The organism is Sphingobacterium puteale, assembly GCF_050986225.1.
Classification (GTDB): domain Bacteria; phylum Bacteroidota; class Bacteroidia; order Sphingobacteriales; family Sphingobacteriaceae; genus Sphingobacterium; species Sphingobacterium puteale.
Window position 1 is genome coordinate 4042401 of record NZ_CP158959.1, and the last position, 14218, is coordinate 4056618.

At 41.4% G+C, this 14218-nt stretch carries 14 protein-coding genes; 6 read left to right on the forward strand and 8 right to left on the reverse strand.

Features of this window, described 5'->3' with window-relative positions:
- The first annotated feature begins 8 nt into the window (after positions 1-8).
- On the forward strand, positions 9-896 hold the full coding sequence (locus ABTV71_RS17120) for an SMP-30/gluconolactonase/LRE family protein (RefSeq protein WP_433900407.1): 888 nt from the start codon (positions 9-11) through the stop codon (positions 894-896).
- A complete protein-coding gene (locus ABTV71_RS17125; protein ID WP_433900408.1) occupies positions 886-3225 on the forward strand; it encodes a glycoside hydrolase family 95 protein in 2340 nt (779 codons plus the stop codon). The genes ABTV71_RS17120 and ABTV71_RS17125 overlap by 11 nt, the downstream gene beginning before the upstream one ends.
- Positions 3226-3526: 301 nt before the next feature.
- On the opposite strand, the gene ABTV71_RS17130 is transcribed toward ABTV71_RS17125, so the two are convergent.
- A complete protein-coding gene (locus tag ABTV71_RS17130; RefSeq protein WP_433900409.1) occupies positions 3527-4300 on the reverse strand; it encodes an SDR family oxidoreductase in 774 nt (257 codons plus the stop codon).
- 116 nt (positions 4301-4416) lie between these two features.
- On the opposite strand from ABTV71_RS17130, the gene ABTV71_RS17135 reads away from it, so the two are divergent.
- Entirely contained in the window at positions 4417-4743 is a 327-nt protein-coding gene (locus ABTV71_RS17135) for a winged helix-turn-helix transcriptional regulator (RefSeq protein ID WP_165307666.1), read from the forward strand.
- On the opposite strand, the gene ABTV71_RS17140 is transcribed toward ABTV71_RS17135, so the two are convergent.
- Complete coding sequence (locus ABTV71_RS17140; protein WP_433900410.1) at positions 4740-5012, reverse strand: hypothetical protein; 273 nt, start codon at positions 5010-5012, stop codon at positions 4740-4742. The two genes, ABTV71_RS17135 and ABTV71_RS17140, sit on opposite strands and share 4 nt — an antisense overlap.
- 612 nt (positions 5013-5624) lie before the next feature.
- Here ABTV71_RS17140 and ABTV71_RS17145 point away from each other — a divergent pair.
- Together ABTV71_RS17145 and ABTV71_RS17150 are read left to right on the forward strand one after the other, a co-directional pair.
- Positions 5625-5819 carry a hypothetical protein gene (locus ABTV71_RS17145; RefSeq protein ID WP_433900411.1) on the forward strand — a complete coding sequence of 65 codons (195 nt, stop codon included), beginning with the start codon at positions 5625-5627 and terminating at the stop codon, positions 5817-5819.
- Positions 5820-5855: 36 nt separating this feature from the next.
- The gene (locus ABTV71_RS17150; RefSeq protein ID WP_433900412.1) at positions 5856-7463 is read left to right on the forward strand and encodes a hypothetical protein; all 1608 of its coding nucleotides are present in this window, start codon (positions 5856-5858) and stop codon (positions 7461-7463) included.
- Positions 7464-7627: 164 nt separating this feature from the next.
- Here ABTV71_RS17150 and ABTV71_RS17155 read toward each other — a convergent pair whose 3' ends face one another.
- Positions 7628-7921 carry a helix-turn-helix domain-containing protein gene (locus tag ABTV71_RS17155; protein ID WP_433900413.1) on the reverse strand — a complete coding sequence of 98 codons (294 nt, stop codon included), beginning with the start codon at positions 7919-7921 and terminating at the stop codon, positions 7628-7630.
- 592 nt (positions 7922-8513) lie between these two features.
- On the opposite strand from ABTV71_RS17155, the gene ABTV71_RS17160 reads away from it, so the two are divergent.
- Positions 8514-9986: a helix-turn-helix transcriptional regulator gene (locus ABTV71_RS17160; protein WP_433900414.1), complete on the forward strand. Its 1473-nt coding sequence runs from the start codon at positions 8514-8516 to the stop codon at positions 9984-9986.
- Between the two features lie 28 nt (positions 9987-10014).
- Here ABTV71_RS17160 and ABTV71_RS17165 read toward each other — a convergent pair whose 3' ends face one another.
- From ABTV71_RS17165 to ABTV71_RS17185, 5 genes are all read right to left on the reverse strand, one after another.
- Positions 10015-11181: a hypothetical protein gene (locus ABTV71_RS17165; RefSeq protein WP_433900415.1), complete on the reverse strand. Its 1167-nt coding sequence runs from the start codon at positions 11179-11181 to the stop codon at positions 10015-10017.
- Positions 11182-11487: 306 nt separating this feature from the next.
- Positions 11488-11763 (reverse strand): hypothetical protein, encoded by a 276-nt coding sequence (locus tag ABTV71_RS17170; RefSeq protein ID WP_433900416.1) that lies wholly within the window; start codon positions 11761-11763, stop codon positions 11488-11490.
- Between the two features lie 437 nt (positions 11764-12200).
- Positions 12201-12605, reverse strand: coding sequence for a DUF5675 family protein (locus ABTV71_RS17175; RefSeq protein WP_433900417.1), 405 nt, complete (start codon positions 12603-12605; stop codon positions 12201-12203).
- A complete protein-coding gene (locus ABTV71_RS17180; RefSeq protein WP_433900418.1) occupies positions 12602-13135 on the reverse strand; it encodes a DUF6266 family protein in 534 nt (177 codons plus the stop codon). The genes ABTV71_RS17175 and ABTV71_RS17180 overlap by 4 nt, the downstream gene beginning before the upstream one ends.
- A gap of 51 nt (positions 13136-13186) precedes the next feature.
- Positions 13187-13831, reverse strand: a complete 645-nt coding sequence (locus ABTV71_RS17185) for a DUF6266 family protein (RefSeq protein WP_433900419.1) — start codon at positions 13829-13831, stop codon at positions 13187-13189.
- Between the last annotated feature and the right edge of the window lie 387 nt (positions 13832-14218).

Here is a 14218-nt window from a genome sequence, read left to right on the forward strand (position 1 = left end):
GTAAGAAAGTGGAAAACATACTAGAATTACGCACGGTGCATACCGGTTCACTGACGTTGGGTGAGGGACCGATCTGGGACGAAAGAATCCAAACATTATACTTCGTTGATATTCTCCAGAAAACACTATACCGCTGGAACTATGCTTCCAAAGAAACAAGGGTAAAAATATTTGAAGAATATATCAGCTGCATCGCTTTATCAGAAGATGAGGGGCTGATCCTAATAGCGCTTGAAAGTGGCGTTTTTAGTTATGCGCTAGACACAGAGTCACTTTCATTTATATGTAAGCCTGAATCACAAAATAACTTTAGATATAATGATGGCCGTGTAGATTGGAAGGGAAGCTGGCTACTTGGGAGCATGAACAATCTCAATAATGGCCCGGATGCCCCTCTACTTCCCGATGCGACGCTCTATAAGGTCGAGGGAACAACTGTAACTTCTTTATTAAAGGGCGTCACTATTTCAAATGGAATCGCATTTCGCAAACCCTATATCTATTTTATCGATTCCAAACTAAACTGCATCCGTAAGTTTGTTTATGACAAGGAACAATTTACATTAATCAAGGAGATTTTTAAACTTGAAGACGGAACAACTTTGGACGGTATGTGCATCTCAGCGGACAACAAGCTTTTTATTGCTAATTGGGCCGGATCTAAAATAATCGTGTTCGATCTTTTGAACGAACATGTCATAAGTACAATACCCTTACCATGCCTAAACCCCACATCCTGTACTTTTGGAGGACCAGACATGAATGAGCTGTTTATCACTACCGCATCGATAAACGAGAACAATACCGCTGTAGCGGGAGTTTATGTCATCAGGCTAAATGAACATGGTGTCCCAGAAAATAAAATAAAACTAAAGAACCTAAAAAATGAAAATTAAAAAACGGTTAAGTTATATCTTTTTTGCATTCATATTTCTCCCATTGGCTGCGATATGTCAAAAAGGGGATCCGAACTTGAGATTGTGGTATAACCAGCCCGCTTCTCAGTGGGAAGAGTACCTACCCCTGGGAAACGGTAAAATGGGCATGATGCCAAATGGAGGGATCCATAAAGAGAATATCACCCTGAACGATATCACTTTATGGTCTGGCTCCCCCCAGGATGCTAATAATTATCAGGCAAACGAACATCTACAGGAAATCCGTTCATTGCTGCTCGCTGGCAAAAATGAAATCGCACAGGAGCTGATCAATAAGCATTTTATATGTACGGGACCAGGATCTGGAGGGGGCCAATGGGGCTGTTTTCAGACTATGGGCGATTTAAATATCGACTATACCCTGAATAAAAATGTAAAACCTTTAAATTATAAACGCGAACTTGATATCCAGACAGCAAAGGCTTCGACATCATTTGTAATTGATGGGACAAAATACACGCGGGAATATTTTACTAGTTTCAATACCGATGCCGGCTATATACGCCTAAGTGCAGATAAAGCAAAAAGTATATCCGTAGCAATCAGCCTAAACCGACAGGAGAAAGCCTCATACCAGATCCAGGGCAGCCAATTGACCATGTATGGTCAGCTGGACAACGGTACAGACGGAAAGGGCATGAAATTTATTACGCGGGTATCGGCCAAAGTCAAAGGAGGCACTGTGTCCTACCTAAATGACCGAATCATAATTAAATCTGCGAACGAGGCCATAATTCAAGTGGTTACGGATACGGATTATAAACAAAATGACCATTTGACCAATAGCGACCGCGTATTGAAAAAAGCAATATCGACCAACTGGAATCAGGAATTAACTTTGCATGGGAAAAAATATGCAGCCTTGTTTAATCGCTTATCTTTATCATTTGGAGCCTTTAAGCAGCTACGGACTCCGACCAATGAAAGACTAAAAAACTACCAACACAATCCGTCGGCAGACCCCGAACTGGCTGCATTATTTTTCCAGTACGGACGATATCTGAGTATAAGCAGTACCAGATTGGGATTGCTTCCTCCAAATTTACAGGGGCTTTGGGCCAACCAGATACGTACACCTTGGAATGGTGATTATCATCTTGATGTAAACGTACAAATGAACCACTGGCATCTTGGGCCAGCCAATTTGAGCGAACTTGAGCTGCCTTTGGCTGATCTGGTAGCAGGCTTGACTAAAAACGGTGCGAAAACAGCCAAAGCATACTATAATGCTCCGGGATGGGTAGCACATGTTATAACCAATATCTGGGGCTATACCGAACCCGGTGAGGCAGCCTCCTGGGGAATTGCCAATGCAGGATCTGGGTGGCTTTGTAACAACCTATGGAATCATTTTGCATACACACAAGATCTTAATTATCTGAAAAGTATATATCCTGTTTTACGAGGTGCAGCACAATTTTACAATGCAGCACTCATGTCCCATCCAACAAAAGGTTGGTTGGTGACCGGTCCATCGGTTTCGCCTGAAAATGCTTTTTATCTTCCAAATGGAACACATGCAAATGTTTGTATGGGACCTACCATAGATAACCAAATTACAAATGAGCTATTTAAAAATCTAATTACAGCGAATGAGCTTCTGGGATTGGGAGATTCATTCTGCGATACTTTACAACAAAAAATACCGCTGCTCGCTCCAATTGCCCAAGTCAGTACAGATGGCCGGATAATGGAATGGCTCGAAGATTATAAAGAAACAGATCCCCAACACAGACATATTTCCCATCTATATGGCTTATATCCAGCTAATCAGATTACAGTTAACGGTACACCGGAACTTGCCGCTGCCGCAAAGAAAACCCTTGAAGTCCGTGGTGACGATGGTCCAAGCTGGGCAATTGCGTACAAAATGATTTTCTGGGCAAAACTGAAAGACAGTGAGAGGGCTTATAAATTGTTCCGGCAACTGGTTATCCCCCGAACAGATACGCATATCAATTATGGTGCAGGTGGAGGTTCTTATGCAAATCTTTTAACAGCAGGACCACCATTTCAGATCGACGGTAATTTTGGCGGCACCGCAGCAATAGCCGAAATGCTCGTTCAAAATCATAAAGATTATATAGAACTACTACCCTCTCTACCCAAAGACTGGTCACATAAAGGCTACATCAACGGTTTAAAAGCAAAGGGAGATTTGACAATAGACATGCAATGGCAAGATGGGCAAATTACAGTAGCGAAAGTATATAGCAAAAAGAAAAAAGCAATAAATGTAGTATATAACGGAAAGTTACATAAACTAAACACCATTTTGTTAAAATAAAGGCTTATCTACCATACCAAAATTAATGTATGGCCTATAACCAATACCAAAAGTGATAAAATTTTTGCCATCTCCTGCGGAGTGTAAAGATCACGCACCATGGCACGTGCCGCTACCATACTCAATTTTGACTATCCAAATTATTTTGCCCGTTTTTTTAGGCTTCATACTGGATCTTCGCCAAAGGCATTTCGCTCCAGAAAAACGAAATAAAAATACGTTTTCTAAAAAGTCCCGCAATACCCACTGCGGGACTTTAATTTATTTCCGGACAATGCCTTTATGAAACCGATCCGAAGTATTATACAACAGGAAGTGCACCTCCATCAATCCTATAATTTGCTCCCGTGATGTATTTTGCCTGGGGTGAAACCAAAAAGCTGACAAGAGCTGCTACCTCCTCAGGTTCTGCCATTCTGCCCATTGGAAGATCGCCAATTTCATTTTTGATAGCATGAAATGTTTCCTCAACAGAGCTGCCGTTTTTTGCTGCAATATCAGCGATAAAAGCTTCCATCAGCGGCGTTTTGACCAATCCCGGAGACACGGCATTCACACTGATCCCTTGCGGCCCCAATTCGCTTGCCAAAGCTTTGGTATAGGCATTCAACGCTGCCTTTGAAGCCGAATAGGACATGGTCATTTTCCACAGAGGCTGTAGTGCAGCGCCGGTAGAGATGTTGATGATTACACCCTCCTTCCGAGCCACCATACTCGGAATCAACGCCTTATTGACCCTAACGGCAGACATCAGATTCAGTTGTATCTCGTTATTCCAGTCCTCATCCGTTAGTGTACTGTATCCCCCGCCAGGGCTGGTATTGGCACCGGCATTATTGACCACAATATCCACTTTACCGAATTTTTCCAAAAGTTCGTCCGCAATGATCTGGCCAGCATCGGGTCTGCTCATGTCACCTGCTATAAAGTAATGTTCAGTTTCCACAGCTGGTTTAGTTCGAGCTGTTATGATAACCTTTGCCCCCTCGAGTGCGAGCTTATCGGCGATTGCCTTTCCGATACCTTTTGTTCCGCCCGTAACGAGCGCAATTTTTCCTTCTAATGAATTTGCCATAATGTTAAATTGAAATATGATGTTGTAAATCTAAATCCAATACTTTACATTTGAAAGTAGTTACACAAATGTAAAGTAATACCAAAAAGTACAGTCTTGCAGCAAATCAAAACGTTATGAGCGAAAAAAATTCTGAAAAAGTTTCAGGTAAATGTGTTATTCAGGAAATTTTGGATATAATCGGAGGAAAATGGTCCATGTCAATTATTTTTGCTCTTCTACATGGCACCAAAAGATTCAACGAGCTTCAGAAATTAGTCACCAACATCAATACGCGCATGTTGGTGAAAGAATTAAAGAATATGGAGGAAAATGGGATTGTTATCCGGGAAGTATTTGCTACTGTACCTCCAACGGTACAGTATACACTGACAGAAAAAGGAAGAAAGCTGGAACCCAGCCTTACAGAACTCTTTAAATGGGGTGAAGAGTTTGTAAATTAAAATGATCCGTCAAAAAAAGATATATCCGCCCCTATTTGCCAGTTTTTCCACTGCTCAGCTGGATAAGGAACGATCTTTCCATTTGTTAAAATTTCAACTATTCTCATTCCTACTTCACCTTCTATCCTCAGGAAATTTACAAAGATCCTGCCTTCAGGGCCAGTTGTTATTCCGTTCCAAACGACCTTGGAACTTACCACTGGAATAAACTGCGCTTTTACGGATGACAGAGCTGCCACGAATGCTATCAATCCCATTACTGTCTTCATAACTTACTTTTTTTGTTTTTGATATCGCAAAGTTATGGCGCAATACAGCGGACAAATAATTCATTTTTCGGAAAGAATAGCACATACATACGTTTTGAAATTATAACCAATTATTAGCGATATAATAATTAAATTTGTTCTTGGATGAAATAAATGTTCGACATTTCCCAAAGATACCATCAAAAAACACAATTTTCCTACAAGGAATTAAAATAAATCAAATCTATTTACAAACAAAAAAAACTCTGCAAGAAACATTTTCTTTGTCAGGAAGGAGCTATTTGGCATTGTAACACTTTTATCTACAGAGGTTTAGTGAAAACCTTTTCCATCGCTAAAAACAGAACAGAACATACCCTTAACTTCGCAGCCGAAAATTATTGGACAGGCGACAGAGACAAATGTTAAGAAAGAGGTCGAATCCCTGAAATCACCATTTACCCTATTTCCAAGCTACTTTTGGATAGTTCTATTGAAATCCCATTGTCTAATGAGATACATAAGTGTTAATATTGTGATATACCAGATACTTAATTTAACTAAGAGTATTACCGATATTTGATTAGGACATCAACCGACAATACTAACAGCCTTAATATAAACACTATGAAAATGAAAAAACAAAAGTTAAAAGGTGAAATCACGCCACTCAAGAAATTATCCTACGAAAAGCCCCTAATGACTACTTCGCAAATTATTATGGAATATTCTATTGCAAGTGGATCCGGACCGACGTCTGTACAACAGGGCACAATCAAAGACGACTGGGATGGGTCATCTTCAGAAGAAAAAGAAATCTACTTTTAATTAACACTAAACCATAAGAAAATTATATCATTAAATATGAAAAGAATATTTAATTCAGCTCTGCCGGCCCTGTTTCTGGGGATGGTATATATATTTTGCTTGGTAGGCTGTTCCAAGGAAACAGCTCCCGTTTCGGATAATATGGCTAAAGTACAGGTCGTATTGGGCGGGATAGATAATAAAGAAGTTGCAACTTTAAAGGCTTCATCAGCAACTTCAAACGGCGCGGCCAAAACACAGGTACAAACGATCCGTCTGGATGATGGCATGTATCTTCAGGCAAACCTGACAAGGTTGGACGGAAATGAACAGCTCAGGTCCGTTGCTGGCAGCTCGATAGCATTAAAAGCAGGTCTTCAAAAGACAAAGGCTGCTGCTACACCCGTAGCCAATGGCGTGGTCTATAGAGTCCTCGTATTTGATGACGCCGGCAATTACGTAGACCAGGCAGACTATACGGTTGGCGGAGATATGTCCAGGCAATTCATTGTAAATCCGGGCAAAACTTACACATTTATCTGTTATTCGTTAAATGGGTCCAGTGCTCTCGCTCCTTTGACAGTTGCGGCTGGACAAAATTTATCCACTTTGACAGCCTCATTTAATATTCCCTGGTCAAGTCAGGTTGACAATGACCTTATGTATCAGCGGATAGAATTACCCGTGGTACCTGGCCTGAATACACTTGACGTGGTTTTCAAACATAAATTTACGGAACTGACCGCTACACTAGACGGGACAGCATTTGGAAATATAACACAAAGTGAGGTTTACTTTGCTTCAAGCTATCCGACAATAGATTTATATCTTAATACTGGAGCAATTGATTACACAGGTTGGTCTGGATGGGTAAAACCGGTGATTTTTCCAACAATAAATACACCTGTTATCATTAGTAACCCAACGATTATTGCCTGTCCTGCCGACGATGAATATCGTAAAATATATGGTGGTTTCACCATAGGCGGAACGTATAAATCTTTTGACATTCCGGGCTTGACAATTGTACCAGGTGAACGATATGCATTGAACCTGGTTATCAAAAAAGATCCAAGCCAGCTGGGTAACCTCATCTGGGCACCGGGATATCTAAAATATGATGGAACCTCCAACCAGTATTCCTTCTCCAGCAAGACCGGACTAGGAGATTATTTTCCATTTGGACAGCTTTATCCTTATGGTGACCCGCGCGTTTACGACCGCTCATCACAAAACCTGGGCGATCCCTGCCGAGGCATCTTTGATGGCTATCTTTGGCGCACCCCTACCAAAGCAGATTATGAGACTTTGGAGGCACTCGGCCCAGTGGAGAACAGGGTTGTCAGTGGCGTAAATGGAGCCTGGTATCCAACTTCTGCGACAACAGGCGTGTTTTTTCCGGCGGCAGGATATAAAGATAATCAAAGTACCCCTTCCAATCCGATCTGGGAGCCTACGAATGTATGGTTGTGGTCTCAAACAAGTGAAGGTGACCTCTATGAAGGATCTACAGGTGGTATGTATGCCTTTAATATGTTTCCTCCAGACGCCGGCAATATGAGAGAAACACAGGTTGAACGACGAGAGTTGAATACGCTTCCTGTCGGAACAAGTGATTTTTCACGTTTCAGAGGATCACAAATACGCTGCGTCAGAAATTATTAATAATTCTATTATTTATTTGGTGTTAGTATAGAGCGGAGGTCATCTTGTAAAAGATGGCCTTCTTTGCTTTTAGAGATTAGTCCACTGATAACATCCACCGCACAATGAAAACTAGCTGAATTTTCTGAAAATGTTCTGTATTGAGATTGAAGAAGGATTTTTTTTTAATATTGAACCGGGGTCACCCCCACAACTTTTTTAAATAGTCTAGTGAAATAAGACGAACTTTCAAAACCTAAATCATAGGCTATCCCCGCGACATTGGCCGCTGAACTGAGTAAAAGATTTTTAGCTTCCTTTATCAAATAAATATGAACATGCTCCAAGGCCGTCTTACCGGTCTCCAGCTTCAGAATGTTGCTAAGGTAGCGGGGAGAAACGGTCAACTCACCAGCCATAAAATTAACAGTTGGCAGGCCATCCTTATGATGCCTACCCTTCTTAAAATAATCATCCACCTGTGATAAAAATTATCTTTTCCATTTTTTATTTTTTTTGTTTGTTTTAATCGTGATATGACAAAGTTAGTCCACATTGATGCTCTCCCTGTAGCTCAAATCAGCGGAAGAATAGCACAGAATTACGAAAATCATTCCCAATAGCCTATAATGTTGCCTTAGCCTATGCGTATAAAGATCTTGGCTTTAAGATCAATTGTATTATTCCGGAATGGACCTCTGCAGACTTAAACGGAAACAGTGGCGGAAAATCCGCGGCAGAAAACTGTGTCAATCTTGCCAAATGTGTCAATCTTGCCAAATATGCCATGCTTGATGAGAACGGGCCTACCAGAAAGTTCTTTGCAAAAGATGGTAAATTACCTGGGTAATGAGCGCAAAAATACGGCACATTAGTATAATTTAAAATATGAGGCAAATCAATCTGTTTAAAGGAAAAGAATATAGCTATAGTCCAAGGTTTTGTCTTGAAAAATCTGCCAATAAATTTTAAGCCATACCTGCAAAAGAGATTAATTATTATATTCGCCCCTGTTAAATCTCCTCGAGCAGGGCTATATGAAATATTAATTTACTGCAACCTACTAATGTGATGAAAAAGCAATTCTTGTTTTTTATTTTATGCTTGTTTACATTTACGGCCCTAGCTAGCGATGAAAATAAGAAAGAAGTTGATGCACTTGTAAACGAAGCAAAAGACTTCCAGGCCTCGGTCAACCTAATACAACAGCTTGATTGTGCAATGAAGGCTCGGGACTTGGCCACTAAATATGAATATGATGAAGGAAAAGCAAAGGCGCAATTCTGGATCGCTGATGCCCTTCTTTACATAGGATTATTCAAAGAATCATTTAGGTCCATTGAAAGCCTACAGGCGACTAAATACTACCACAAGGATGCGCAGATGCAAGGCGAAACTCATGGCATGAAAGGGAAATGCTATATGTACCTCGGGCTAACCCATCAGGCAATTCAGGAGTTTCAGCTACAGTTAGCCGCGGCAAAGAAACTTGAAGATGAAAAACAAAAAAAACTTTCCGTTTTTGCTTATGGGAATCTAAGCACTATTTTCAACAGGACGGATAAACTGGACTCCCTGATGAAATATAACCAGCTGCAGCTGGAAACCTTAAAGGGGCTCAATGAAAAGGAAAATGCACTTCTTTTCATTGGTGTTTATGACGACATGGGAAGCTTTTATACTAAAAAGCTAGATTTTCCCAAAGCTGCGTACTATCTTAAAGAATCGCTAAAACTGGTGGAGAAATATAAAGTTCCAGTCTATTATAATACCATGACTTATTTAGGGAATCTGGAGCAAGAGAAAGAGAATTACAAAGAAGGGTTGGTTTTCTTTGAGAAAAGTCTTGCAAATAAAAAAGCAGTGGGAAACAGAGAGGCTATAAGAAGCAGTTACAGATTTTTAGCTGATTACTATGCGTATTACAAACTAGGAGATGCGAAAGCGCAGGAATATGAGTTCGCCTTCAGCCGGCTCAATGATTCCTTGGAAAAAGAAAATAGACAGGTCATGGATATGGTATTAGCCCGTATTCTGAATTCGAAAGAAAAGGAGGCAGCAAAAAAAGTTTCGCAATCATCAAGGATCTCAATGATTGTCCTTGTGCTGTTTATATTATCAAGCGTCTTCTTCACATGGCGTGTAAGGCAAAATCGAAAAATTATTGTACAGAAAGAAGAGGCACTTCAGGAAACCGAGGTAATAAATAGAGAGCTCGTTGAGCAGATCGGTGAAAACAAATTCAACAACCTGATCGACCTGGCCAAAAGTAACAACCCGGAATTCCTGACCTTGTTTACAGAGCTGTATCCACAGTTTATACAGGAACTAAAAACTTATGACCCCAATCTGCGAAGCACAGAATTAGAATTTTGTGCCATGGCTTTCCTGAACTTTTCAACGAAAAATATATCCGAATATACATACGTTACTGTTAGAGCTGTACAGGTAAGAAAAAATCGTTTACGTAAAAAATTTGATATCCCTTCTGATGCGGATTTCAATACTTGGATGCGTGAGCTAGGTGAAAAAAGTGTACGCTAAAGGCTAAATTCCACGTTATAAAAAATCCTTAATTCATCATTTTATTTAGCGCATCGGAATATGTTGCGGAAAGCTTTCCTTTGTTTTCCTCAAAATTTTTCTTCGCCTCAGCCAACACAGGTAACCGCTCCCAGATCCCGTTCATCTTAAGGTTGAGTTTGTTTTTCGATTTCAGTTCCTCCATTACTGGTATTGCTTTGTCGAAATTGCTAGCTATCAGGTAACAATACAAGAGATCTGTCTGTAAAGCAATCTTGATATCCTCATTGGCAACTCCTGTCAGTTCCTTTTCAAGGTATTCGGCGATCTGAGCGACTGCCGCAAAACTGGACTTGTCAACTTTGTTTTTATCGTAGGCAGATTTATTGATATCGTCAGCAAGTAAGATCAACTTATCGATCTGCTCATTATATTCAAGCTGCTTGGGATCATTCTTATCCTTAAATCTTGTAAAGAAAAGACTTCCTGTACTTTGGAATCGCATTTGTTTTTTGGTCATGTTCCGGTTCCAGAAGCCTGCAATCTGGTTATGGCCGATTAAATTATCGAAAATACTAAGCGTCATGCTTGTATAATTCTGTTTCAGGAACGCCAGCGACTGTAGCATCGCATCCTTTTTATTTGGAAAAGTAGTCGCTATTTGAGCCATTAACTGATCTCTTTCAACAATCAGATCCGCGAGTCCTCTATCAACATATTGAGCCACAATTGTATCCTCTTCAATAACTTTGTTATCAAAGGAATTGCTATAGGTTACTTTTAACGGAACATTTAGCACGAAAGAATTTTTAAAAATGTTCTCCCAGGCGTTCCCGCTTTTCGTCGTAATGCCCTCTAGTGTCATCGGTAAAAACTCCACCTGGCACAAAAGGATACCCGCTCCTATTTTCTGCGTCATCTGGAGATTACCAACTACCAAACGATTATTTTTTGCATCTGTCCGTATTTTCTCCGTACGCATTGCCGTAATATCCACCGATGTCAGCTCTTTACCTTCCATCACAAAATTGATTTTTGTGTTGTCAGGATTGATCTGGAGCTTGTACTCCAAAAACTCATAGGAAAATGGTTCTTCGGGATAACTGACGAAGGAACTGGTCTTCGTTTTATTTTCGACCTTAATCTTTTGCGCATGGACAGCTATACATCCAAAAAGTGAAAAAAGTGAAAATAGCATTGTAGTGATACTTTTCATAAAAATGCAATCAATAAAATGTGATAAGTAAAAACAATAAAACACAATTCTAATGTTATTTAACAATAATATTTACAATTCGTGACAACAATTTTAAATCCGACAAAAAAACGTCCCCCGGACTGGGAGACGTTCTCACCTTACTTCTGCTATTTTTTCTGGTTCCAGTATCGCCCAAGCAACCTACTGGTCGCGAAACTTACGAGTGTACCCAGCGCAGCCGTCAGCACCGTCTGTAACACATCGCCCAGCGATATACTGGCCCAGATGGAACAGATCGTGCCTCCGAGGGCAGAGATGCGGATATCATTGATTTTCATCCACGTCGCTCCTTTCTGCCGTTAGCTCGGCATCATCAACCAGAGACCCGGTGGATCCGGTAGATTCGCCGCTTGATATATGGCCGGAGCCCTCATCAAAAGACTTTTCAGGCGGCGGCTTATCCTCCTCCAGGACCGTTTCCAGTATTCCCAGGCCCAGTGCAATGTATTTCAGTATATTCGAGGCCTTTCCCGGCAGTTTGAGCGGCGCTGCGAGGACCACCTGTAGCACTGCTCCTATTTTGTTTAAGATTTTTTTCATACCAATTCATTTTTAATAGATTGGATGAACGGTCAAAGCCTAATATTCCGGCTGCAAATTGATGAAGTCCAAAGGCGTTAAAAATGAATTCTTGTCTGAACGAAGTGAGTTTGAATTCATATAGCCATTGGGCAAAAGCAATTGCACCAAGGAATAGAGCGGTAGACCGTCATCCAATCATTTCCCCTTCTTTATTCAAGCAATATAGGAGGACAAAGAATTGAAAACATGGCGTTCCGACTTCAATCCCCCTCCAACAACTCACCTCGATAAGTATGAAGGGCCAGGGATAGAAAATATAGCTTTCTGACTGTCAAGCTTTGACGGGATCTGGTGTAAATATGAATCACTGTCTGAGCACAGCGAGTTTGATTCATATCGCCAGATAACTAAAAAGCTGACATCAAAGAAAGCAATGACCTATTCCGGCCCTTCCTTTATCGAATATTCAAATACACTTCATCCCCCCTATCCCACAGGCTATACACCAATGCCTTCAGCTTCGCCAGCGCTTTACCGCTGTAATCCCCTGTCCCCTCACCGGTTAGCTTAGTTACGGGTGCGATACAGCCATGCAGTTCTTTCAGCGCATTGTTGGCTGCATGGATCAGGATCGCTTCGCGTCCCAGCACATTTGGGATGCCGATCTGCTCCCCATGCTTTGGATAGCGCCGTTTTATTAGTTTATACTGCCCTATCGGGATACAGCTGATCCGGGGAACATTATTTCTATCAGGGAGTTCAATCGTATGGCAGATTTCTTCGCCCTGATACATAATGGTGCCGTTAGTTCCATTTGCTCCATATTTCCGTTGGAGCAGCAGGATATGTTTTGTATTCATTTTGTTGAATAGCCCAAATAATTTGAGCGTGAATATTTTAACCCATTTCTGTTTGAAACCAGCAAATAAAGGTGAAATCCATCATCCCGAAAACCTTCAGGTATCGGAACGATGACTTTCCCTTCGCGACGTTGCCAGATCTGCTCATTGACAAAGGCATAGCCTTTTTCAACCTGGTAGGCGCACAGGGTCAGCCGATCATCCTCTCCAAATGGCGCTGCGTTGTCACTATCGTGTGTTAGCTCAATGCGATCGGCATAGCGCCTTAGTTCGGGCATCCTTACACCGGGCAGGGATCCATCACTTAAGCGTACCAGTGATGGGTCCACCACCGGTCCCTTTGCTTCGTGCTTTATTGCCACCTGCAGCGTATAGCCCAGCGCCAGTCCGGCAGGTAGAGATCTCTTTCGCCTGGCCGTTTCGGCAAATCCTTTTTTAATCAATCCGTGTAAGGGCGCTAAAAATGCCTGTCCGACTTTAAATGCAGCCCGTACCCGCTGCTGAGCAGGACTGATAGTTTTATTAGCCATAATACGTGTTGTAAATATGGGCTGAGCCAGAATGGCCCAACCCTGTATAATTTAGATTAGCTGTATCTCGCCTAGATACACACTTTTGGATACCTTGGTCTTTGACCGGTTTGACAAAAACAGCCAGGTATGCACAGCACCTGTTGCCAGATGCTCGGGCACCGTGAATGACACCGTACCAGCCGCACGGGTACTTGGCGTAGGTGTAGATATAAATTCGTCTTTCTCGGGGTGATACGCCAATACATAGACCATGTCATCTGAGAAAGTCTCGAACGTCTCGCTATCATCTGTGCTCCAAGTGAAAGAGAGGTCTCCCGCGTCATACGACACACCAACAGTTCCGCCGCCGTACAGGCTACCATCCGAGATACTGATCTTGGAATAATCCAAGGTATAGTCCGGATAGATACCCGTGATGGCCTGGTCCAGGTTAAATTGAAACGCCGCATTGATCGGTGTCAATTTTTCGGTATTTTTACGGCCGAAGCCGATCTTCAAAAAGAAGTTGATGGGCAGCAGAAAACGCATTAGCGTTTTGAATTTTTCCTGCTGCATCATCTGTGCTTTTGATGCGGGCTTTGATCTTTTTTTATAGAGCCCTTTAATATAGTTGATACTCTTCCAACTACTTCCGATTATTGAGCCGGCTTTACCCTTAAAGCCTCCATTTGCTCCATTTACAATAGTTCCCATGTATTAAAATCAATCCTTTTTCATACCGGTATACTTGATTGACATAACAAACATAAAACACTTTGAATCAACCACAAATAGATACAAATAGATAGGCCGAAAGTAGACCGATAAACTTCGGAAACTTGACCGATTATAGACCGAAATCGATTACACATAAATTCCATTTCGACATGAAAAAACAAAACACAAGGCTGATTTTGCGCTGTCTATTAGGGCATTCATTACGGTATTAATTTGCTCTTAGCTTTTCACTTTTATCCTCTTTTCATCGGGATTTCATCGGGATCTGATGCTATTTTCCCAATAAAATCCCGATGCCACCTGGATAAAAACGGCTGGAAAGTCAGAAGTTGGCCGGAAGAAATATTGGAAGAGATAGGGACA